The sequence below is a fragment of the Mesorhizobium sp. B2-3-14 genome (assembly GCF_006442175.1).
Lineage (GTDB): Bacteria > Pseudomonadota > Alphaproteobacteria > Rhizobiales > Rhizobiaceae > Mesorhizobium > Mesorhizobium australicum.
In genome coordinates this window covers 430,449-451,568 of record NZ_VFVP01000001.1, presented here as the reverse complement: position 1 = coordinate 451,568, position 21,120 = coordinate 430,449, and the positions used below count along the sequence as shown (strand labels likewise).

The following is a 21,120-nucleotide window of genomic DNA, read 5'->3' as shown; positions in this document are numbered from 1 at the left end:
GCAACACCTATAAGGGCGCTTCCAGTGAGACCTTTTGCCACTTTTCCCCTCCTCTTTTCGAACGCCTTGCCAGACCGATGTCCACCTTGATCCTGATCCCGGCCCGCATGGCCTCGACACGCCTGCCGGGCAAGCCGCTGGCCGACATATCGGGCGCGCCGATGATCGTTCATGTGGCGCGCCGCGCGGCCGAGGCCGGGCTTGGCCGGGTGGTGGTGGCGACCGACACGCAAAGCGTGGCCGAAGCGGTGCGGGCGCATGGTTTCGAGGCGGTGATGACGCGCTTGGATCATGAGTCGGGTTCGGATCGCATCCACGAGGCACTGTTGGCACTCGATCCCCGGGGCGAAGTCGAAACGATCGTCAATGTGCAGGGCGACCTGCCGACCATCGATCCCGGCATCATCGCCGCTTCGCTCAGGCCGTTCGACGACCCTTCGGTGGATATCGCCACGCTCGGCGTCGAGATCGTCCGCGAGGGGGAAAACACCAATCCTAACGTCGTCAAGATCGTCGGGTCGCCGCTCACCGGCACGCGGTTGCGGGCGCTTTACTTCACCCGCGCCACGGCACCCTGGGGCGAGGGGCCGCTCTATCACCATGTCGGCCTCTACGCCTATCGACGCGCGGCACTCGAGCGTTTCGTCGCGCTGAAGCCGTCGCCGCTTGAGCGCCGCGAGCGGCTGGAGCAGCTGCGGGCCCTGGAAGCCGGCATGCGCATCGACGCCGAGATCGTGCAGTCGCTGCCGCTTGGCGTCGACACCCCTGAAGACCTGGACCGTGCCAGGCAAATCCTTTCCAACTGAGATATCAGCATGCCTGAAAAGACCAATAGAATATCCTTCCAGGGCGAGCCCGGCGCCAATTCCGACACCGCCAGCCGCAACGTCTATCCCTCTATGGAGCCGTTGCCGTGCCCGACCTTCGAGGACGCGTTCAATGCCGTGGAGACCGGCAAGGCCGATCTTGCCATGATCCCGATCGAGAACACCATCGCCGGGCGCGTCGCCGACATCCACCACCTTCTGCCGGAATCGAAGCTGCACATCGTCGGCGAATATTTCCTGCCGATCCATTTCCAGCTGATGGTGCTGCCGGGCGTCAGGCGCGACGAGATCAAGACCGTGCACACCCACATCCACGCCCTCGGCCAATGCCGCAAATACATCCGCAAGAACGGGTGGAAGGGAGTGGTCGCCGGCGACACGGCGGGCGCCGCCAAGATGGTCTCCGAGGTCAAGGACCGCACCATGGCCGCGTTGTCGCCGGCGCTGGCGGCGACGCTCTACGGGCTCGACATCATCGAGGAGAATGTCGAGGACACCGACAGCAACGTCACCCGCTTCGTCGTCCTGACCAAAAGCAAGCAATGGGCCGAGCGCCCGTCACCCGACGTCAAGATGATGACGACCTTCATCTTTCGCGTCCGTAACGTGCCGGCCGCGCTCTACAAGGCCATGGGCGGCTTCGCCACCAACGGCATCAACATGACCAAGCTCGAAAGCTACCAGCTCGGCGCCTTCACGGCGACGCTGTTCTACGCCGACATCGAGGGCCACCCCGACGATCCGCTGGTCAAGCTGGCGCTCGACGAGCTGCGGTTCTTTTCGCGCGAAGTGCGGATCCTCGGCGTCTATCCAGCCAGCGAGTCACGCGAGCAGTGGAAGGTGGCGGATTGAGCTACCAGCCCAAGGGCACGTAGTCGATCTCCATGAAGGTCTCGACCTCCGGCACCCAGCGATCGCGCACGAAGGCGACATGGTCGGGATGGTCGTTGTACCTGGTGTAGGCGGCCTGGTCGGCGAACTCCATCGAGAAGCCGAACTGATAGTCGTTCTTCGGGCTGACCTGCCGCAATTGCTCGAAATGCGTGACGCCCCGGATCGCCGACAGGATTTTCCTGGCGTCGACGAGGAACCGCTTTTCGTCCAGCGAATGCGGTGGGTGCTTCAGCGTGAAGACGACGGTGTGACGGATCATTTGTCTCTCCTGCAATGACTTTCGATATTCGCTATTCGCTGTCGACCCAGGCGCGGATGAGGTGGTGCGCAATGGCGCCTTTCGGCGGCGTGACCAGATTGTCGGGGTGCGTTCGGTCCAGCATCAGGCGCACCTCGTCGCGCAAAAACCAGCGGCAGTCCTCCAGTTCGTTGAGATCGGCCTGGATGACCTCGTTGAGCGGCTCGCCAAAGCATCCGATCATCAGCGAATAGGGGAACGGCCAGGGCTGGCTGGCGTGGTAGACGACGCGGCCGAGCCGGATGCCCGCCTCCTCCAGCGTTTCGCGGCGCACCGCCGCCTCGATCGTCTCGCCCGGCTCGATGAAGCCGGCAAGCGCCGAATACATGCCCGGCGCGAAATGCCGGCCGCGCCCGAGCAGGCATTTCTCCCGCGTCGTCGTCAGCATGATCGCTACCGGGTCGGTGCGCGGAAAATGCTCAGTGCCGCAATTGGGGCAATGCCGCTTGTAGCCGCCGGCCCGCATCTGCGATTGCGTGCCGCATTTGCTGCAGAAGCGGTGGCTGGCGTGCCAGGCAAGCAGGGCGGCGCCCTGCGCCATCGCGCCGGCGGCCGCTTCGTCGATCAGCCCTTGCATATAGACCGAGCGGTAATCGATCGCCTTGACGGTTTCGGGCAGCTGTTCGGCATCGACGCCTGCCAGCACCGCCAGCACCGGCCCCTGTTCGGAAAAGCCGAGCAGCACGCCCTGGTCGACAGAAGGGCTGAAGGGCTCGCTTTCGGCGATGCCGAACCATGGGTCGAGGCGGCCGCCCTCGCCGGGCTTCAGCAGGAGCCTGCCGCCATTCATCAACAGCAGCCGCGTCGTCGGATCGGCCAGCGCCTTGTCGACCGAATCGTCGGCGCGGTTCTCGGATTGCCGGTCGATCGTGTTGCCGGCAAAGCCGACGAACTGGCTCGGCTCGCGCACGGGCGCGTCAAACAGGCGGAAGGTCATGTGGACTCTGGTGCTTTGGGATGGACACGCTTGGGATGGACACGGCAAGGCTTATAGCGCTGCCCTTATCGTTTCGGCAAACCGGCGCAGGTCGGAACGCTGATAGGGCTCGCGCAGGCCATGCCCCCAGACTGGGCCGGGCCAGCCGGGATCGCCCTCGGACCGTGCGATGATGTGGACATGCAGTTGGCGCACGATGTTGCCGAGCGCACCGGTGTTGATCTTGGTGCAGCCGCTCACCTTCTTCAGCGCCTGCGCCACCATATTGGTCTCGAAGGTCAGCATCGCCTGGTCGAGCGGCGTCATGTCGTGGATCTCCTCCGCACCCGGCCGCTGCGGGACCAGGAGCAGCCATGGCCAACGGCGGTCGTTCATCACCCGCAATTCGCACAGCCCCAGCCACATCAATTGCTCGCTGTCGGCCTCCAGCCGGGCATCCAGAATGAATCCGGCCTTCAGGCCCGGCAGCATCGGCGTTTCCCTTGCTTTTCTTGGTTTCCTCAAACCATGAACGCTAGAGCGGCTGCACCGGTGCTGCAAGCGAATCTGGTGGTTCGGGGTGCCTATTTGCCTGCGCACTTGCATTTCGTCGCGCAATTGCCGATATGGACAGCGGGAGGTTGGTGGTGGACGATCCACTCGCCAACCGGGTCAGGTCCGGAAGGAAGCAGCCCTAACGAGCCCGGAACGGGTCATTGTTCCAGCCTCCCACCTCATCGGCCCTCCTCGCGACATTGACGACGCATTGCAGCGCGGGCGAGACTATGCGCAGGAATCGGCGCCTGTGGGCGCGGCATTTTGGAGCTTAACGGGCGAATGAGCGAAGCCGGAAATTCGGGGCCCGATAGTCTGGCGACGGGCAAGGCCGCCGCCTACCGCGTGCTGGCGCGCAAATACCGTCCGTCGAATTTTTCCGAACTCGTCGGCCAGGAGCCGATGGTGCGCACCCTCACCAACGCTTTTGCCACCGGCCGCATTGCCCAGGCCTGGATGCTGACCGGCGTGCGCGGCGTCGGCAAGACCACCACCGCGCGCATTTTGGCGCGTGCCCTGAACTATAAAACCGCCACCACGGATCAGCCCTCGGTCGACCTCGCCGTGCTTGGCGAGCACTGCCAGGCCATCATGGAAGGCCGCCATGTCGACGTCATCGAGATGGACGCCGCCTCGCACACCGGCATCGACGACATCAGGGACATCATCGAGCGCGTGCGCTATGCGCCGGTCTCGGCCCGCTACAAGGTCTACATCATCGACGAAGTGCACATGCTGTCGACACAGGCCTTCAATGGCCTGCTGAAGACGCTGGAAGAGCCGCCGCCGCACGTCAAGTTCATCTTCGCCACCACCGAGATCCGCAAGGTTCCGATCACCGTCCTGTCGCGCTGCCAGCGATTCGACCTGAGGCGCATCGACGCCGGCGCGCTCGTCTCGCATCTCTCCTCGATCGCCGGCAAGGAAGGCATTTCGGTCGACGACGACGCGCTGGCGATGATCGCGCGCGCGGCGGAAGGTTCCGCCCGCGATTCGCTCTCCATTCTCGACCAGGCGATCGCCCATGGCGCCGGCTCGGTCAGCGCCGAGGCCGTGCGCGCCATGCTGGGGCTGGCCGACCGCGCCCGTGTCGTCGATCTGTTCGAACATGTGATGAAGGGCGATGTGGCGGCAGCGCTTGGGGAGTTTCGCGCGCAATACGATACCGGCGCCGATCCGGCCGCCGTGCTCACCGATCTTGCCGAGTTCAACCATCTCGTCACCAGACTGCGCTTCGTGCCGACCGCGATGGACGATGCCTCGCTGTCGCAGGACGAGCGTCAGCGCGGTGCCGATTTCGCCCGGGCGTTGTCGGTCAGGGTGCTGTCGCGGACCTGGCAGATGCTGCTCAAGGGCATTCCCGAGGTGCAGTCCTCCAACAGGCCGGTCAGTGCCGCCGAAATGGTGTTGATCCGGCTGGCGCATGCCGCCGACCTCCCGACATTGGACGAGGCGCTGAGATCGCTGGAGAGCGGCGCCTCGGCAACTGGCGCCGCGCCGCGCCCGAACGGCGCGCCGATGAGCCCCGGCCCCGTGAATCCCGGCAATGGCGGCAATGGCGCCGGCGCCGTGGCGCAGGCGCGCATGCCTGGCGGCTCGGGCGGCGCGCAGACCATGCGGCTGGTCGAGGCCACGCCTACTCCGACTGCATTCGTCGCGCCCCCGCAGCCGGCGCCGGAGACGCAAGCCGTACCGCTGAAATCGCTGGCCGACATCGTTGCCCTTGCCGACGCGAAACGCGACATTGCCTTCAAGGTGCTGATCAAGAGCTGCATCCGCCTCGTGCGCATCGAACCGGGCCGCATCGACGTAAGCCTGACCGACGATGCGCCCAAGATGCTGCTCAACGACCTGACGACGAAGCTACGCGCCTGGACCGGCCGCAACTGGCTGGTGTCGCTGTCGAAGGAGGAGGGCGGCCAGACGCTGGCCGAGATGGAATCGACGAAGCGTGAAAACGCTTTCCTCGATGCCAGGAACGACCCGACCGTGGCCTCCATCCTGGCCCGCTTTCCCGGCGCCAAGATCATCGATGTGCGCATTCCCGACACGCCCGACGCCGACGCGAGCGAGGCCGAAATGCCGGTCGAGCCGCCGGCCGATGACGACGAACCCTGATATCCAGCACTAATCCGCAAAGGATCGGACCATGAAAGATCTTCTCGGCCTGATGGGCAAGGCGAAGGAAATGCAGGCCAAGTTCCAGGCCATGCAGGATGAGATTGCGACGGTCGAAGCCCTCGGTCAGGCCGGCGGCGGCCTGGTCAGCGTCACGCTGAGCGGAAAATTCGATATCAAGTCGCTGAAGATCGACCCGTCCTTGTTCAAGGAGGACGACGTCGAAATCCTCGAGGATTTGATTCTTGCCGCGCACAATGACGCCAAGGCCAAGGTCGAGCAGATCATGCAGGAAAAGACCAAGGCGCTGACCGCCGGCCTGCCCATTCCCCCGGGAATGAAACTGCCTTTCTGATGCATGTCGCCCAAAAGCATGCCCACGGGCTCGGCCCTGAGGTGCGCAGGCAACGATATGCATGAAAGCTGAGACCGGCGCCCATGATCGACGAGCCGTCCGAAAGACTGATCGAGCAGCGTATCCGCAACAGGATCTACGAGATTCTGGAAATCCTCGCCGATTGCGATGCCGGTGTCGATCTCGTCGGCATCAAGGGCTACTTCAACCTGTTCGAGGATTTCGTGCATCGGCCGTCGATCGAGGCCGGCACGTCGGCGCTTTCAAGGGATGAACGCGCGATCGTGCTGGAAATCGCCGAATTCCTGGAGGCGGCCTCCGAAACAAATCCTGATTTCACCAAGGCCGAGTTCATCGACAGCGACTGGCCGGGCAAGATCGCGCCGACGGCCAGGGAGGCGCGGGCGCTGTTTCTCAGGCGCGGCCTGTTTTCAGAGAAGATCGAAGAGATCGAGCCCGGCCGGCCGGCAGCAATCGCCGCCGGGCAATAGGCCGTTTTGGAACGCATGGCGCGGTCTTGCCGGGAAAAGCACTTGGCGTTTCCCCAAGGGAATTGCGGCAAAACGAAGAGAGAACGGTCATCACCCATGTGAAACGATGGCTCGATCTATCTGGAAAGCCTCGATTTTGTGTCAATTCGGCAACAGTATGCCGTTAATAACGTTTTGGCCATCATTTTGCCCGAAAGTGTCTCATTCTTGCCGCAGCCTGGGGGCGGGCGTTGAAGTGAGAGGGTTACCTGTTGATCGAGATGCGATGGAAGACGCCGCTGTTGCTCGGCGTCATTACGTCTCCCCTTTTCTTGGCCGCTTGCAGCCAGACAACCTCGCACGGCATGTCCGTCGCCAGCCTGACCGACGCCATCACGCCGAGCTTTCTGAGTTCGCGCGCCTACAGTCACACGCCGAAGGACAGGGAATGCCTGGAACGGGCGATGTTCTTCGAATCCAACCGGTCGAGCCGCGACGGCATGATCGCGGTCGGCACGGTGGTGATGAACCGGCTGCGCTCGGGCAACCATGGCAGCACCATCTGCCAAGTGGTCGGTGAGCCCGGGCAATTCGCGCCGGGCGTCATGACCAGATCGATGAATTCGCGCGCAATGCCCGATGTCGAAGAGGCCGCCGACGCCGTGCTCAAGGGCGAGCGCAAGACCAGGCTCAAGAACACGATGTATTTCCACACCGCCGGCCTGCGCTTCCCCTACAAGAACATGCACTACACCATGGTTGCCGGCGGCAACGCCTTCTACGAGAAGCGCGGCCGCAACTGGCAGCCGCTGCCGGATGAGCCGATGATTGCCTCGGCCGAGCAGCCGGCGGCGTTGCCGGGGGTACCCGCGACACGGGTCGCATCCATCGAGACAGTGCGCCCGGCCAAGGCATCAGTTCGCAACGCTCCAGCCCAGCAAGTCTACATGACCGCCGCGGCGGAACCGGCGGCCAAGCCGGAGCCCGTCCGTACCGCCCCCGCGCAGCAGACCTATCTGACCGCGGCCGCGGCGCCGACGGCAAAATCCGCGCGGGTCTCGGCGAAGCCGGTGGAAGTTGCCATGCAGGAGCCGATGGAAGAGCCGGATGCCGCCCGTTTCGGCGGAATCCTGAACAGCGGAACCTCGAACAAACGGGTCATCTCCTCGATCCAGGACGCTCCACAGGAAGCCTCGATGGGATTCCAGTCGACGCCTGAAAACACCGATGCCATAGGCGCGATGATTGTCAGCCAGGGCCGCCCGCTCGAAACAAACTAATTCTCGCATGGCAGCATGGCGAACCGTGCGTCGACGGGGGATGTTTCAAAGCGCTCTGAAAAATCCTAGATCAGAGCGATGTCCAAGCGAATCGCCGGTCCCGAGATCGAACGCCTGATCCAGCTCCTGGCCAAGGTGCCGGGGCTTGGCCCCCGTTCGGCCAGGCGCGCCGCGCTGCACCTGATCAAGAAGAAGGAACAGCTGCTTTCGCCGCTGGCCGCCGCCATGGGCGAGGCCGCCGACAAGGTGCGCATCTGCTCGACCTGCGGCAATGTCGACACCTCGGACCCCTGCATGATCTGCACGGACCCACGCCGCGATGCCGCCACCCTGATCATCGTCGAGGACGTCTCTGATCTCTGGGCGCTGGAGCGGGCGGCGGCGATGAACGTGCGCTACCATGTGCTCGGCGGCACGCTGTCGCCGCTCGACGGCATCGGCCCGGACCAGCTCAACATCCGCTCGCTGATCGATCGCGTCGCCGGCGGCGAAATCAAGGAAATCATCCTCGCCGTCAACGCAACGGTCGAGGGCCAGACCACCGCGCACTACCTCACCGATCAGCTCTCCGGTTTCGAGGTCAAGATAACGCGGCTGGCGCACGGCGTGCCGGTCGGCGGTGAGCTCGACTATCTCGACGAAGGCACGCTGGCCGCGGCACTGCGGTCCAGGACGGCGTTTTAACGTTATTGGTGGGGAAGGTGCATTCTATGGCCGTCATTCACCTGTCTGTGCCAGGCACCCCCCTCTGTCCTGCCGGACATCTCCCCCGCAAGGGGGGAGATTGGCAGCTTCGGCGTCGGCGAACTCCTTTCAACGTTGGTGATTGGCGAAAGCCGAGCCGACAGCCGATCTCCCCCCTTGCGGGGGAGATGTCCGGCAGGACAGAGGGGGGTGCGACGGAACGCGACTTTCGCAAATTCAGCCTTGCATTTTTTCTGGCTGCTCTAGTGGGGATGGTCCTCACCGTCCCCACCCACGCCGCCCCCATTGACGACCAGTTCCGCGCCTGGCTGCAAAACGACCTCTGGCCGGAAGCCAAAACCAAAGGCATTTCCAAAAACACCTTCGACGCCGCCTTCGACGGCGTGAAGCCCAATCTCAAGCTGCCGGACCTTGTCATGCCCGGCGAGAAACCCAAAACCCCGCAGAAGCAGCACCAGGCCGAGTTCGGATCGCCCGGCGCCTATTTCGCCGAGAAGACGGTTCGTACGGTGACATCAGGTGGACGCGCCCGCGAAGCCGCCAACGCCCGCACGCTTGCCTCGATCGAGAAGCGCTATGGCGTGCCGGGCGAAATCCTTCTGGCGATCTGGGGCCGCGAAACCGGCTTCGGCGCGGCGAAGATGCCCTACGACGCCTTCGAGGTGCTGGGCACCAAGGCGTTCATGTCGACGAAAAAGGATTTCTTCCGCACAGAACTGCTGGCGGCGCTGGAAATCGTCGAGCGTGGGCTGGCGCCGGTCGGCGCGATGAAATCGTCCTGGGCCGGCGCGCTCGGCCAGCCGCAATTCATGCCAACCTCGTTGCTCAAGCATGCCGTCGATTTCGACGGCGACGGCCGCGTCGACATCTGGAATTCGACGCCCGATGTGCTGGCCTCGATCGCCAATTATCTTGTCCACTACGGCTGGGTGAGGGGACGCAGCTGGGGTTTCGAGGTGATGGTGCCCCAGAGCGTCTCCTGTTCGCTGGAGGGCCCGGACCAAGGCAAAAAGATTGCACAATGGGCTGCCATGGGCGTCGAGCGCGTCGGCGGCAAGGCGTTCCCGGCAAGCGAGCTGAAGGCGGAAGGTTTCCTGCTGATGCCGGCCGGGCGCAGCGGTCCGGCCTTCATCGCGACCCCCAATTTCTACGTGCTGAAGGAATACAACACCAGCGACCTCTATGCGCTGTTCATCGGCCATGGCGCCGACCGCATCGCCCATGGCGATCAGAATTTTACCGGTGGCTGGGGTCCGGTCGGCGATCTCCACCGCTCCGACATCGCCGCCCTGCAGCGTGCCTTGGAAGCCAAGGGCTACGATGTCGGCAGCGCCGACGGCCTGCCTGGCTTCAAGACCCGCCGCTCGATCGGTAGATGGCAGGAAAAGAATGGCCAGGCCGCCACCTGTTTTCCCGATGCCGGCCTCGTCGCGGCGCTGAAATAGCTCCGAATTTAGCAGATTTTTTCTCGATCGGTGCCTCGATTGGCTGATGTATGCGTCGACACGCCCGCCCGCCATTCTGGTCCAATGAACCGTCGCATAAATGCTCGTTGCCCACCGCTGGGCCGCCGGATATGCTGTTGACCAACTGGACAAAAACCACGACGTTAGTGGGGCAGAGGCTCTCGTCGAGCCTTGAAAGAACACCGTAACCCTGAGCCGGGAACTCAGGTCAACCAACAACAAAACAGGGAACAATCATCATGATGATGGAAAAGCTTGCTCTACGATCCCGTATCCTGCTTGCGGGCGCCGCCATGTCGGCGCTGCTTCTGGCCGGAGCGCCGGCTGGCGCGGTCACCCCCGCCGATACGCTTGTCGAAGGTTTTGCCATCGACGACATCATCTCGATGGATCCGGGCGAGGCGTTCGAGCTGTCGACCGCCGAAGTCACCGGCAACACCTATGATCTTCTTGTCCGCCTCGACCTCAGCGACACTTCCAAGGTCAAGCCCGATCTCGCCGAAAGCTGGACCGTCTCCGACGATGGCCTGACCTATACGTTCAAGCTCAAGCCGGGCCTGAAATTTGCCTCCGGCAACCCGATCACCGCCGCCGATGTCGCCTGGTCGTTCGAGCGCGCCGTCAAGCTGGACAAGAGCCCGGCCTTCATCATCGATCAGTTCGGCATCAGCGGCGACAACGTCACCGAGAAGGCCAAGGCGGTCGACGACACAACCTTCCAGTTCACCGTCGACAAGGCCTATGCGCCAAGTTTCGTGCTGAACTGCCTGTCGGCCACCGTCGCTTCCATCGTCGACGCCAAGCTGGTCAAGGAACATGTCGCGGCGGTGACGCCGAGCGCCGACTACAAATGGGACAACGACTTCGGCAACGCCTGGCTGAAGACGGGCTACGCCGGCTCGGGCGTCTACAAGCTGCGTGAATGGCGTGCCAACGAGGCGGTCGTCATGGAGCGCAACGACAATTATTACGGCGAAAAGGCCAAGCTCGCCCGCGTCATCTACCGCAACATGAAGGAAAGCTCGGCGCAGCGCCTGGCGCTCGAAGCCGGCGACATCGACGTTGCCCGCAACCTCGAGCCGAACGACCTCGACGCCATCGCCAAGAATGCCGACCTCACCACCACTAGCGCGCCGAAAGGCACCGTCTACTACATCAGCCTCAACCAGAAGAACCCGAACCTCGCCAAGCCCGAGGTCCGCCAGGCCTTCAAATACCTGGTCGACTATGATGCCTTGAGCACGACCATCCTCAAGGGCATCGGCGAGATCCACCAGACCTTCCTGCCCAAGGGCGTTCTGGGCGAACTGGACGAGAACCCGTTCAAGCTCGATGTCGCCAAGGCCAAGGAGCTGCTGGCCAAGGCCGGCCTGCCCGACGGCTTCAGCGTCACCATGGACGTGCGCACCGGCCAGCCGACCACCGGCATGGCGGAATCCATCCAGCAGACGCTCGGCCAGGCCGGCATCAAGCTGGAGATCATCCCCGGCGACGGCAAGCAGACGCTGACCAAATACCGTGCCCGCAACCACGACATCTATATCGGCCAGTGGGGCCAGGACTATTTCGATCCGAACTCCAATGCCCAGACCTTTGCCTCGAACCCGGACAATTCGGATGCTGGCAAGTCGAAGACGCTGGCATGGCGCAATGCCTGGGACATTCCGGACCTGACCAAGCAGACGGAAGCAGCCCTGCTCGAGAAGGATTCTGGCAAGCGCGCCGACATGTACAAGGATCTCGAAAAGAAGATCCTCGACACCAGCCCCTTCGTCGTCATCCACCAGCAGCTGGAAGTCGCCGGTCTGCGCAAGAACCTCAAGGGCTTCGCGCTTGGTCCGAGCTTCGACACCAACTTCGTCGGGCCGGTCTCCAAGGAATAGCGTTCGCGGACACGCCCGCATGAGCGCGATTGAAAACGAGGGCGGGCGCGGCAGCGCCCGCGCCGTAGCCCTTGCATCTTCGCTTGGCCGATTCCTGGTCATTGCGGTGACGACCTATCTTGGTCTTCTCGCGGTCACCTTCTTCATTGGCCGTGTCATCCCGATCGACCCGGTGCTGGCCGTTCTCGGCGACCGGGCACCCGCCAATGTCGTGGAGCGCACGCGCCGCGAGATGGGTCTCGACCTGCCGTTGATCGAGCAGTTCTACATCTATGTGAAACATGCGCTGAGCGGCGATTTCGGCACCTCGGTGCTGACCACCAACCCTGTCATGACCGATATCCGCCGCGCCCTTCCGGCAACCACGGAACTGGCGACATTCGGGACACTGATCGGCGCGCTGTTCGGTGTGCCGCTCGGGGTACTGGCCGCGGTCAAACGCGGCAGCTTCGTCGATCAGATCGTGCGCATCATCGGCCTGATCGGCTATTCCGTACCCATCTTCTGGCTGGGTCTGCTGGCCCTGGTGCTGTTCTACGCGAAGCTGCAATGGGTGGCCTTCCCTGCACGGCTCGACGTCGTCTACGAATACACTTTCACGCCGATCACCGGTTTCTACCTGCTCGACTCCGCCATGCAGGGACAGTGGGACGTCTTTTACGACGCCTTCCGTCACATCATCCTGCCGGCCTCGCTGCTCGGCTATTTCTCGCTGGCCTATATCAGCCGCATGACGCGCTCGTTCATGCTCAACGAACTCGCCCAGGAATATGTCGTCGCCGCGCGCGCCAAGGGCCTGTCGGAAACCCGCATCATCTGGGGCCACGCGCTGCGCAATGCCGCCGTGCCGATGGTGACCGTGATCGCGTTATCCTATGCCGGGCTGCTCGAGGGCTCGGTGCTGACCGAGACCGTCTTCTCCTGGCCGGGCATCGGCCTCTACATCACCAACTCGCTGCAGAACGCCGACATGAACGCCGTTCTCGGCGGTACCATCGTCATCGGCTCGGTGTTCATCGCCATCAATCTTCTGTCCGACCTGCTCTACCGTGTGCTCGACCCGAGGACGAAGACAGGATGAGTAGAGGTACTGCACTTTCGGGCTTGGCTGCCGCTAATCACCCCCACTCCGGCCCTTCGGGCCACCTCTCCCCCTGCCCGGGGGAGAGGAAAACGCGGTCGCACGCTTGGCGCCTTTCCTCTCCCCCGTCGAACGGGGGAGAGGTGGTCTGCGAAGCAGACCGGAGTGGGGGTCGACAGCTTAAAGAGGCATCGTCATGACCGCCTCCGACGCCCGCACCTTCTCCCGTCGCGAATGGTTGCTGTCGGAGCGGCCGGCATCGCGCTTGCAGGCAAGGCTCGGCCGCGCCTATGTCGCGTGGCGGCGCTTTTCCGCCAACCGGCTGGCCTTTGTCGGCCTGCTGATCATCATCGCGCTGCTGCTCGTCGCCGTCCTTGCCGGTATGCTGGCGCCGTATTCGCCGACCTTCGGTGACCTGAAGAACGCGCGGCTGCTGGCGCCGAGTGCGCAGCACTGGTTCGGCACCGACGACCTCGGCCGCGACATCTATTCGCGCATCCTCTACGGCTCCCGCTGGACGCTTTATGTCGTCGTCCTGGTCGCCATCATCGCCGCTCCCATCGGTCTCCTGGTCGGCACCGTCGCCGGCTATGCCGGCGGCTGGACCGATGCCATACTGATGCGCATCACCGACATCTTCCTTGCCTTCCCCAAGCTGGTGCTGGCGCTGGCCTTCGTCGCCGCCCTTGGCCCCGGCATCGAGAACGCCGTGCTGGCGATCGCCATCACCTCCTGGCCGCCCTATGCGCGCATCGCCCGCGCCGAGACGCTCACCGTGCGCAACTCGGACTATATCAAGGCCGTGCAATTGATGGGCGCCTCGCCTTTCCGTATCGTGCTTCGCCACATCATGCCATTGTGCATCTCCTCGCTGATCGTCCGCGTGACGCTCGACATGGCGGGCATCATCCTGACGGCCGCGGGCCTCGGCTTCCTCGGCCTTGGCGCGCAGCCGCCGCTGCCGGAATGGGGCACCATGATCGCTTCGGGTCGCCGCTTCATCCTCGACCAATGGTGGGTGGCTGGTGCGCCGGGCTTCGCCATCCTCATCGTCAGCCTCGGCTTCAACCTGCTTGGCGACGGCCTGCGCGACGCACTCGATCCCCGCAGCGGTGACCAATGAGTGGCCCCCCTGATCAGCAGCGATCCAAGAGCACGCTTCTCGACGTCGAGGATCTGCGCGTCACCTTTCCGACCCGCACCGGCATGATCGAGGCGGTGCGCGGCGTTTCCTTTTCGCTTGGCCGCGAACGCCTCGGCATCGTCGGCGAGTCCGGCTCGGGCAAGTCGCAGACAGGCCGCGCCATCATGGGCCTGACACCGCCGCAGGCCCGCATATCGGCCAATAGATTGACTTTCGACGGCATCGACCTGCTCGGCATCTCGCCGCGCCAACGCCGGGCGCTGCGGGGCAACCGCATCGCCATGATCCTGCAGGACCCGAAATATTCGCTCGATCCGGTGATGAGCATCGGCCGCCAGATCGTCGAGACGCTGCGCACCCACGAAAAGGTCGGCAAGGCCGAGGCGCGCGAGCGCGCGCTGGCCATGCTCGAGGCGGTGCAGATCCGCGATCCCAAACGCGTCTTCGACCTGCATCCGCACGAAGTGTCGGGCGGCATGGGCCAGCGCGCCATGATCGCCATGATGCTGATCGCCGGACCGGAAATGATGATCGCCGACGAGCCGACCTCGGCGCTCGACGTCACGGTGCAGCTCGACGTGCTCGGCATCCTCGACAGGCTGGTCGCGGAGCGCGGCATGGGCCTGATCTTCATTTCGCACGATCTGCGCCTGGTCTCGTCCTTCTGCGACCGCGTCATCGTCATGTATGCCGGCAAGGTCGTCGAGCAGCTCAAGGCGTCGGAATTGAGTCAGGCCCAGCATCCCTACACGCGGGGGCTGCTCAACTGCATGCCAAAAATCGGCGCCGACCGTCACCCGCTGCCGGTGCTCGACCGCAAGCCGGAGTGGGCGGCATGACTTCTGCGATTGCCGTCGACAGGCTGGAGGTGATCTTCGACCGCTTCCGCGCGCTGAAGGGCGTCAGCCTCGACGTGCAGCAGGGCGAATCCTTCGGCCTGGTCGGCGAATCCGGCTCGGGCAAATCGACATTGCTGCGGGCCATAGCCGGCCTCGCGCCGGTCGCCTCGGGCAGCATCACAGTCAATGGCAAGACGCTCGGCGCGCGCCGCGACAAGGCCTTTTACCGCGAAGTGCAGATGGTCTTTCAGGATCCTTACGGCTCGCTGCACCCGCGCCAGACCGTCGACCGCCTGCTGCAGGAGCCGCTCGCCATCCATGGTTTTGCCGATGGCGAAAAGCGGATCGAACGCGCGCTCGACGAGGTCGGCCTCGGCAACGGCTTTCGTTTCCGTTACGCGCACCAGCTTTCCGGCGGTCAGCGCCAGCGCGTGGCGATCGCGCGCGCGCTTATCCTCGAGCCCTCGATCCTGCTGCTCGACGAGCCGACCTCGGCCCTCGACGCCTCGGTGCAGGCGGAAGTCCTCAACCTGCTGGAGGAAGTCCGCCGGCGGCGCAAGCTGACCTTCCTGATGGTCAGCCACGACCTCGCCATCATCACCCATATGTGCGAGCGGCTGATGGTGATGCAGGGCGGCGAGGCGGTGGAGAATCTGGTGGCCAACGATCTCGTCGAGCGCCGTGTGACGAAGGATTATACGCGCAACCTGTTGCGGGCCAGCGACGGGTTTGTGAGAACGGCTCCCGAGCAGATCTGACGATAGTTCTCCGCGTCACGCCGAGGAGCTCGACCTCGGCTTAAGTTTCCGCAACAGCGGCGACGTCTACCTCGCCGCCCTGTTCCCGCTTCGGCTCCTTGATCCTGAACCACGTCACATAAAGCGCCGGCAGGAACAAGAGCGTGATCGCGGTACCCGCGATGATGCCGCCCATCATCGCATAGGCCATCGGCCCCCAGAACACTTCGCGCGCGATCGGGATCAGCGCCAGGCTGGCCGCGGCCGCCGTCAGCGCGATCGGCCGCATGCGGTGCTCCGTTGCCTCGATGACCGCGGCCCAGCGATCCCTGCCCTCGGTGACAAGATCCTCGATCTGCACGATCAGGATGACCGAGTTGCGGATCAGGATGCCGATCAGCGCCAAGACGCCGAGAATAGCGACGAAGCCGAGCGGCGCTCCGCTCGGCACTAGGGCCGCGACCACGCCGATCAGCCCGAGCGGCGCCACCGCCACCACCAGGAACAGGCGCTGGAAGCTCTGCAACTGCACCATCAGGATGGTCGCCATGACGAACAGCATCAGCGGCACCACGGCCGCGATCGGCCCCTGGCTCTTGGCGCTTTCCTCGACCGAGCCGGCGGTCTCGACCGAATAGCCGGGCGGCAGCTTGGCGATGAAGGCGTCGACCGACGGTTTCAACTCGTTGACGACGGTCGCCGGCAGCACGTCGCCGACCAAGCCGGCGCGCACGGTGATGGTCGGGATGCGGTCGCGTCGCCACACGGTGGGCTGCTCCAGATCGTAGCGAAAATTGGCCACCGCGGCGAGTGGGATCGCCTCGCCATTTCCGGTCGGCAACTGGATATTTTGCAGCGTCTCGATCGAGCCGCGCTCGGCCTCGCGCGAGCGAGCCACGACGTTGATCAGGTACGTCGCGTCACGCACCTGCGTGATCGTCGCGCCGCCCACCGTGCTGTTCAGTGTGCTGGCGATGTCGGACGAGGTGATGCCGAGTTGGCGCGCCTTGTCCTGCAGCACGTCGACCCTCAGCACACGCTGCGGTTCGTTCCAGTCGAAAGTCGGCGCCGCGAGTTTCGGATTGACCGAGATCACGCCGGCGAATTGCTGCGCCAGTTCTCGCACCGTCTGGATGTCGGGGCCGCCGACGCGGTACTGCACAGGCCGCCCGACCGGCGGTCCGAGTTCAAGCGGCTTGACGAAAGCGTCGGTGCCGACAAACTCCGCGCGCAGCAGCTTCTCCAGCGCCGGCTTCACCCGGTTGCGCGCCTCGATGCTCTTGGTGACGATCACCGTCTGGCCGAAATAGGGATTGGCCGGCTGCACGTCATAGGCCAGCACGAAGCGCACGGCGCCCTGACCGATATAGGACGAAAAATGATCGATGTCGGGATTGCCAACCAGCGCCCGCTGTTCGAAGCGCTCCATCTGGTCGCGCGTCTCGGTAATCGAGGAGTTCTGTGGCAGGTTCCAATCGACGATCAGCTCCGGCCGGTCGGAAGGTGGGAAGAACTGCTGCTGCACCAGGCCGAAGCCGGCGATCGAGGCGGCGAACAGAAGCACGGTCACGATGATCGTCAGCCAGTGATGGCGCACCGAGCCGACAAGGACGCGCCGGAACAGCGACGTGAAGCGCCCTGGCTGGTCATGATGCTTGGTCTTCATCGTCGCCGGCAGGATGGTCACGCCGAGCAGCGGCGCGAACAGCACCGCCACGATCCATGACACCAGCAGCGACACCGCGATGACGACGAACAAGGTGAAGGTGTATTCGCCGGCAGCACTCGAGTTGAGCCCGATCGGGATGAAGCCCGCGACCGTCACCAGCGTGCCGGTCAGCATCGGGAAGGCGGTCGAGGTGTAGACATAGGTCGCCGCCTTGCGCAGGCTGTCGCCGACCTCCAGCCGCGCCACCATCATTTCGACCGCGATCATCGCGTCGTCGACCAGCAGCCCGAGCGCGATGATCAGAGCGCCGAGCGAAATGCGCTGCAGCGATATCCCCAGATACTCCATGACCGTGAAGGTGATGGCCAGCACCAGCGGGATCGACAGCGCCACCACGAAGCCGGCGCGCATGCCAAGGCTGATGAACGAGACGGCAAGCACGATCGCCACCGCCTCGAACAGCGCACGCGTGAACCCTGAGACCGCCTCCTCGACGATGACGGGCTGGTCGGCTACCAGATGCACGCCGACGCCGACCGGCAGGTCGGCCAGCACCTTGTTCATCTCCTCATGCAGCGCCTCGCCGAATTTGAGCAGATTGGCGTTGGGCTTCATGCCGATGGCAAGCCCGATCGCGTTCTGGCCGTTGAAGCGGAACAAGGCCGTCGGCGGGTCGGCATAACCGCGCGTGATAGTCGCCACGTCGCTAAGCCGGAAGAACCGATCGTTGACGCGCAGGTTGATCGCGCGCAGGCTCTCCTCGGAGGTGAACTGGCCGCCGACGCGCACGCTGATGCGCTCCGGCCCGGACTGAATGACGCCGGACGGGGTGATCGCATTCTGGGCCTGCAGGCTGGCGACGATTTGCTGCTGGTTGAGGCCAAGCGCCGCTATCTGGCGCGTCGAGAATTCGAGATAGATGGCCTCGTCCTGCGCGCCGACCAGATCGACCTTGCCGGCATTGGGCACGGTCAGGATCTTGGTCCTGACATCCTCCACATAGTCGCGCAACTGGCGTGGCGTCAGCCCGTCTGACGTGAAGGCATAGATGTTGCCGTAGACATCGCCGAAGCGGTCGTTGAAGAACGGTCCCTGCACGCCTTGCGGAAACTGCGCCTTGATGTCGTTGACCATGTTGCGCACCTGAAGCCAGTTCGGCACGACGTCGCGCGCCTTGGTGGTGTCCTTCAGGTTGACGAAGATGACGGTCTGGCCGGCGGTGGTGACGGATCTGGTGAAGTCGAGGCTGTCGAGCTCCTCGAGCTTTTTCTCAATGCGATCGGTCACCTGCTGCACCGTCTCCTTGACCGAGGCACCCGGCCAGTTGGCCTGGATAATCATGGTCTTGATGGTGAAGTTGGGGTCTTCCTCGCGGCCGAGATTGAGATAGGAAAATACGCCGGCCACCACGAAGACCAGCATGAAATACCAGACCAGCGAGCGGTGGTTGAGCGCCCAGTCGGAGAGGTTGAAGCCCTTCATGAGGCTCCTCCCTCGGGCACTTTGACCTTCTGGCCGTCGACGAGGCTGTGAACGCCGGCGGTGACGACGCGCATGCCGGCCTCGAGCCCGTCCGCCACGGTGAAGGTGCCTCCAGACTTCCACGCGACCTTGATATCGCGCGCGCTCACGCTCGATGTCTTTGGATCGACGATCCACACTTTTTCAGAACCGTTTTTTTCGAGCAGCGCCGAGATGGGCAGTTCGATCGTTGGTACGACCTTGGTCATCCGGGTCGCGGTTACCGTCGAACCGAGCCTGAAGGCTTGCGGCGGATTGTTGAGCGTCAGCTTGACGCGCCGGGTGCGGGTCGAGCCCTCGGACTGGGGCGCGATCTCGCGCAGCTTGGCCTCTGTCTGGATTGTCGGCAGCGACTGCAAGATGACCTGGAAGGGCGTGCCGGCCGAGAGATCGCCGGTCAACTGGTCAGGAATATCGACGACCGCTTCACGCGGGTCCGAGCGTGCCACGGTGACGACCGTCTGGCCCGGCGAGACGGTTTGGCCGACCTCCGCTCCGACGGCGGTGACGACGCCGTCAAAATCCGAGAACAGCCTGGCGTAGCCGAGCTGCTCCTGGGACTTGGCCAGCGAAGCCTTGGCCCGCTCGACGCTGGCTTCCGCGGCCTTGCGTGCCTGCTGCGCGGCATCGAAGACGGACTGCGACGTATTGGCCGAGGTGAGCAACTGGCGCTGGCGCTCCTCGCTGGCGGCGGCATTGGCGAACTGCGCCTGCGCATTGGAGAGTTCGGCCCTGGCCGCCTGGACGGCCAGCTCCAGCGCGGTCGGGTCGAGTGCCGCGATCGTCGTGCCCTTGCTGACGATGTCGCCGACCTTGACGTCGCGCGAGACGACGCGACCGAGCAGTCGGAAGGCAAGATCGGCACTGACCTGCGGTTCGACCGAGCCGGCGAAACCGAAGATCTGGGTGGTGCGCGGCTCGACCACGACCGACAGCACCGGCCGGACGATCTCCGGCGGTTTTTCCTCCGATTTCGAACAGGCTGCGAGCGTGCCAAGCGCGGCAAGGCCAAGCGCGGCAAGGCCAAGCAGGAGCCGCTTCATTGCGCCGCTCCCGATATTTCGACTGTCTGGCCGGGGTTGAGCAATTGCCCGCCTGACGTAACGACGCTCTGGCCCTCGCTCAGTCCCTTGGCAATGACGACGGTACCCGAATCGAACGCCAGCACCTCGACCGGCGTCGTCGCGACTGCCTTGGTCCCGGGATCGACGATCCAGACCGCCGGCTTGCCGGAGCTGGATGTCAGGGCCTGCCAGGGCAACAGGATCGCCTTCGCCGGCTTGGCGCCGACCGAGCCGATGACGGCCGCCCCAAGCGGCATGCCGGCGGGCGTCTCGGGAATGGCTACCTTGACCCTTATCGAGCCCGAAGCCGGGTCGACCGCCGGTGAGATCTCGCGCACCTTGCCCGTTGCTCTGACCTGCGGATCGGATAACAGCGTGATCGTCACCGCCGGCGAGGCCGGCGTCCTGGCGACCAGCGTCTCCTGCACGTTGAACACGGCGTCGCGGTCGCCGTCCTCGGCAACGGTGAAGACGGTCTGCGCCGCCTGCACCACCTGGCCGGCTTCGACCTGGCGGGCGGTGATCACGCCGGCGGCACCGGCCTTGAGTTCGGTGAAAGACAGGTTCTGCCGGGCATTGGCGAGTGCGCTCTGCGCGGCATCGACGCTGCCTTGCGCCACCTTCAGTGCCTGGTCGGCCGCGTCATAATCGCGCCTGGTGGTGAAGCCCTGGGCAAGCAGCGTCTTTTGCCGCTCGAAAGTGGCCGCGGCCTGGGTCAGTTGCGCCTGCGCGGCATCGAGATCGGCCTGCGCCGATCGCAGATCGGATTCCTGCTCCTGCGGATCGATGCGGGCAAGCACTGTCCCCTGATCGACATGCTGGCCGACATCGACAAGCCGCTCGGCGACGCGTCCGCCAACCCGGAACGAAAGATTGTTCAGCGTGCGCGCCGCGATCACCCCGGTCAGCGAGGTTCTCGGCGCATAGTCGGCCATCGCCACCGTTTCGGTGCGCACCATGACCGGCAGCTTCTTGTCCGCCGCCGCCTGCTTTTGGCAACCGGCGAGCAGCGCCAGGGCCGTGCAGGCGAGAATTGAAGCGGCTGGAAAAGACAAAAGGCTGGGAGTTTTGGCGGATGGCGGCGAGACGGACGATGTCACGTTCCTGCTCATGGCTCCCCTCGGCCGCGCCGGTCGCTGATCGCGGTCCCTCGCGGATAGTCAGGAGGATAGTCGATCCCGGAAAAAAGGAAACCGGTCTCGTAGACGTATCGCCGGACTGGTTAAGTCAGGCCCAATCGACCCTGCGATGGTGCCGGCTTGAGGAAAACCTGAAATAAGGCCAGAAGGGAACTCAAC

The 21,120-nt window shown here is 64.2% G+C and carries 19 protein-coding genes and 1 other RNA gene; 14 read left to right on the top strand and 6 right to left on the bottom strand.

The window, feature by feature from the left end; translation table 11 throughout:
- The first annotated feature begins 77 nt into the window (after nucleotides 1-77).
- Nucleotides 78-806 (top strand): 3-deoxy-manno-octulosonate cytidylyltransferase, encoded by a 729-nt coding sequence (locus FJ950_RS02045; RefSeq protein ID WP_140614805.1) that lies wholly within the window; start codon nucleotides 78-80, stop codon nucleotides 804-806.
- Nucleotides 807-815: 9 nt separating this feature from the next.
- A complete protein-coding gene (locus FJ950_RS02040) occupies nucleotides 816-1,679 on the top strand; it encodes a prephenate dehydratase (RefSeq protein ID WP_015314050.1) in 864 nt (287 codons plus the stop codon).
- Nucleotide 1,680: 1 nt separating this feature from the next.
- Here the strand turns inward: FJ950_RS02040 and FJ950_RS02035 are convergent, their stop codons facing one another.
- From FJ950_RS02035 to FJ950_RS02025, 3 genes are read right to left on the bottom strand one after another with little or no spacing between them, the layout of a single operon-like run.
- Nucleotides 1,681-1,980 carry a Dabb family protein gene (locus tag FJ950_RS02035; RefSeq protein ID WP_140614804.1) on the bottom strand — a complete coding sequence of 100 codons (300 nt, stop codon included), beginning with the start codon at nucleotides 1,978-1,980 and terminating at the stop codon, nucleotides 1,681-1,683.
- A 31-nt stretch (nucleotides 1,981-2,011) separates the two neighbouring features.
- Entirely contained in the window at nucleotides 2,012-2,956 is a 945-nt protein-coding gene (gene nudC, locus FJ950_RS02030; protein ID WP_140614803.1) for an NAD(+) diphosphatase, read from the bottom strand.
- A 51-nt stretch (nucleotides 2,957-3,007) separates the two neighbouring features.
- On the bottom strand, nucleotides 3,008-3,427 hold the full coding sequence (locus FJ950_RS02025; protein ID WP_140614802.1) for an HIT family protein: 420 nt from the start codon (nucleotides 3,425-3,427) through the stop codon (nucleotides 3,008-3,010).
- Between the two features lie 144 nt (nucleotides 3,428-3,571).
- Here FJ950_RS02025 and ffs point away from each other — a divergent pair.
- From ffs to FJ950_RS01960, 12 genes are all read left to right on the top strand, one after another.
- Nucleotides 3,572-3,668: signal recognition particle sRNA small type (gene ffs / locus FJ950_RS02020), an RNA gene on the top strand.
- 104 nt (nucleotides 3,669-3,772) lie between these two features.
- Nucleotides 3,773-5,608, top strand: coding sequence for a DNA polymerase III subunit gamma/tau (locus FJ950_RS02015; protein WP_140614801.1), 1,836 nt, complete (start codon nucleotides 3,773-3,775; stop codon nucleotides 5,606-5,608).
- Between the two features lie 31 nt (nucleotides 5,609-5,639).
- Complete coding sequence (locus tag FJ950_RS02010) at nucleotides 5,640-5,963, top strand: YbaB/EbfC family nucleoid-associated protein (protein ID WP_015314045.1); 324 nt, start codon at nucleotides 5,640-5,642, stop codon at nucleotides 5,961-5,963.
- Nucleotides 5,964-6,046: 83 nt separating this feature from the next.
- Entirely contained in the window at nucleotides 6,047-6,454 is a 408-nt protein-coding gene (locus FJ950_RS02005) for a hypothetical protein (RefSeq protein WP_140614800.1), read from the top strand.
- A gap of 251 nt (nucleotides 6,455-6,705) precedes the next feature.
- Complete coding sequence (locus tag FJ950_RS02000; protein ID WP_140614799.1) at nucleotides 6,706-7,713, top strand: cell wall hydrolase; 1,008 nt, start codon at nucleotides 6,706-6,708, stop codon at nucleotides 7,711-7,713.
- Nucleotides 7,714-7,791: 78 nt separating this feature from the next.
- Complete coding sequence (gene recR, locus FJ950_RS01995) at nucleotides 7,792-8,397, top strand: recombination mediator RecR (RefSeq protein ID WP_015314042.1); 606 nt, start codon at nucleotides 7,792-7,794, stop codon at nucleotides 8,395-8,397.
- Between the two features lie 188 nt (nucleotides 8,398-8,585).
- Nucleotides 8,586-9,863, top strand: coding sequence for a lytic murein transglycosylase (locus tag FJ950_RS01985; protein ID WP_140614798.1), 1,278 nt, complete (start codon nucleotides 8,586-8,588; stop codon nucleotides 9,861-9,863).
- Between the two features lie 260 nt (nucleotides 9,864-10,123).
- Nucleotides 10,124-11,767, top strand: coding sequence for an ABC transporter substrate-binding protein (locus tag FJ950_RS01980; protein ID WP_140614797.1), 1,644 nt, complete (start codon nucleotides 10,124-10,126; stop codon nucleotides 11,765-11,767).
- Nucleotides 11,768-11,786: 19 nt separating this feature from the next.
- On the top strand, nucleotides 11,787-12,848 hold the full coding sequence (locus FJ950_RS01975) for an ABC transporter permease (protein WP_140614796.1): 1,062 nt from the start codon (nucleotides 11,787-11,789) through the stop codon (nucleotides 12,846-12,848).
- A 196-nt stretch (nucleotides 12,849-13,044) separates the two neighbouring features.
- A complete protein-coding gene (nikC, locus tag FJ950_RS01970) occupies nucleotides 13,045-13,971 on the top strand; it encodes a nickel transporter permease (RefSeq protein WP_015314038.1) in 927 nt (308 codons plus the stop codon).
- On the top strand, nucleotides 13,968-14,831 hold the full coding sequence (locus tag FJ950_RS01965) for an ABC transporter ATP-binding protein (RefSeq protein WP_140614795.1): 864 nt from the start codon (nucleotides 13,968-13,970) through the stop codon (nucleotides 14,829-14,831). The genes nikC and FJ950_RS01965 overlap by 4 nt, the downstream gene beginning before the upstream one ends.
- On the top strand, nucleotides 14,828-15,589 hold the full coding sequence (locus tag FJ950_RS01960) for an ABC transporter ATP-binding protein (protein ID WP_140614794.1): 762 nt from the start codon (nucleotides 14,828-14,830) through the stop codon (nucleotides 15,587-15,589). The genes FJ950_RS01965 and FJ950_RS01960 overlap by 4 nt, the downstream gene beginning before the upstream one ends.
- A 40-nt stretch (nucleotides 15,590-15,629) precedes the next feature.
- On the opposite strand, the gene FJ950_RS01955 is transcribed toward FJ950_RS01960, so the two are convergent.
- The 3 genes from FJ950_RS01955 to FJ950_RS01945 are packed head-to-tail and all read right to left on the bottom strand — an operon-like array spanning nucleotide 15,630 to nucleotide 20,934.
- Nucleotides 15,630-18,719, bottom strand: coding sequence for an efflux RND transporter permease subunit (locus FJ950_RS01955; protein ID WP_140614793.1), 3,090 nt, complete (start codon nucleotides 18,717-18,719; stop codon nucleotides 15,630-15,632).
- Complete coding sequence (locus FJ950_RS01950; RefSeq protein ID WP_140614792.1) at nucleotides 18,716-19,801, bottom strand: efflux RND transporter periplasmic adaptor subunit; 1,086 nt, start codon at nucleotides 19,799-19,801, stop codon at nucleotides 18,716-18,718. The genes FJ950_RS01955 and FJ950_RS01950 overlap by 4 nt, the downstream gene beginning before the upstream one ends.
- Nucleotides 19,798-20,934, bottom strand: coding sequence for an efflux RND transporter periplasmic adaptor subunit (locus FJ950_RS01945; protein ID WP_015314033.1), 1,137 nt, complete (start codon nucleotides 20,932-20,934; stop codon nucleotides 19,798-19,800). Before FJ950_RS01945 ends, FJ950_RS01950 begins: the two co-directional genes overlap by 4 nt.
- Nucleotides 20,935-21,120 lie beyond the last annotated feature (186 nt).

What these genes read in the sequence shown, in the direction of transcription:
- FJ950_RS02045 (WP_140614805.1), top strand. Translation starts at nt 78, where the DNA reads ATGTCCACCTTGATCCTGATCCCGGCCCGCATGGCCTCGACACGCCTG.
- FJ950_RS02040 (WP_015314050.1), top strand. Translation starts at nt 816, where the DNA reads ATGCCTGAAAAGACCAATAGAATATCCTTCCAGGGCGAGCCCGGCGCC.
- FJ950_RS02035 (WP_140614804.1), bottom strand. Translation starts at nt 1,980, where the DNA reads ATGATCCGTCACACCGTCGTCTTCACGCTGAAGCACCCACCGCATTCG.
- nudC (WP_140614803.1), bottom strand. Translation starts at nt 2,956, where the DNA reads ATGACCTTCCGCCTGTTTGACGCGCCCGTGCGCGAGCCGAGCCAGTTC.
- FJ950_RS02025 (WP_140614802.1), bottom strand. Translation starts at nt 3,427, where the DNA reads ATGCTGCCGGGCCTGAAGGCCGGATTCATTCTGGATGCCCGGCTGGAG.
- FJ950_RS02015 (WP_140614801.1), top strand. Translation starts at nt 3,773, where the DNA reads ATGAGCGAAGCCGGAAATTCGGGGCCCGATAGTCTGGCGACGGGCAAG.
- FJ950_RS02010 (WP_015314045.1), top strand. Translation starts at nt 5,640, where the DNA reads ATGAAAGATCTTCTCGGCCTGATGGGCAAGGCGAAGGAAATGCAGGCC.
- FJ950_RS02005 (WP_140614800.1), top strand. Translation starts at nt 6,047, where the DNA reads ATGATCGACGAGCCGTCCGAAAGACTGATCGAGCAGCGTATCCGCAAC.
- recR (WP_015314042.1), top strand. Translation starts at nt 7,792, where the DNA reads ATGTCCAAGCGAATCGCCGGTCCCGAGATCGAACGCCTGATCCAGCTC.
- FJ950_RS01985 (WP_140614798.1), top strand. Translation starts at nt 8,586, where the DNA reads ATGTCCGGCAGGACAGAGGGGGGTGCGACGGAACGCGACTTTCGCAAA.
- FJ950_RS01980 (WP_140614797.1), top strand. Translation starts at nt 10,124, where the DNA reads ATGATGATGGAAAAGCTTGCTCTACGATCCCGTATCCTGCTTGCGGGC.
- FJ950_RS01975 (WP_140614796.1), top strand. Translation starts at nt 11,787, where the DNA reads ATGAGCGCGATTGAAAACGAGGGCGGGCGCGGCAGCGCCCGCGCCGTA.
- nikC (WP_015314038.1), top strand. Translation starts at nt 13,045, where the DNA reads ATGACCGCCTCCGACGCCCGCACCTTCTCCCGTCGCGAATGGTTGCTG.
- FJ950_RS01965 (WP_140614795.1), top strand. Translation starts at nt 13,968, where the DNA reads ATGAGTGGCCCCCCTGATCAGCAGCGATCCAAGAGCACGCTTCTCGAC.
- FJ950_RS01960 (WP_140614794.1), top strand. Translation starts at nt 14,828, where the DNA reads ATGACTTCTGCGATTGCCGTCGACAGGCTGGAGGTGATCTTCGACCGC.
- FJ950_RS01955 (WP_140614793.1), bottom strand. Translation starts at nt 18,719, where the DNA reads ATGAAGGGCTTCAACCTCTCCGACTGGGCGCTCAACCACCGCTCGCTG.
- FJ950_RS01950 (WP_140614792.1), bottom strand. Translation starts at nt 19,801, where the DNA reads ATGAAGCGGCTCCTGCTTGGCCTTGCCGCGCTTGGCCTTGCCGCGCTT.
- FJ950_RS01945 (WP_015314033.1), bottom strand. Translation starts at nt 20,934, where the DNA reads ATGAGCAGGAACGTGACATCGTCCGTCTCGCCGCCATCCGCCAAAACT.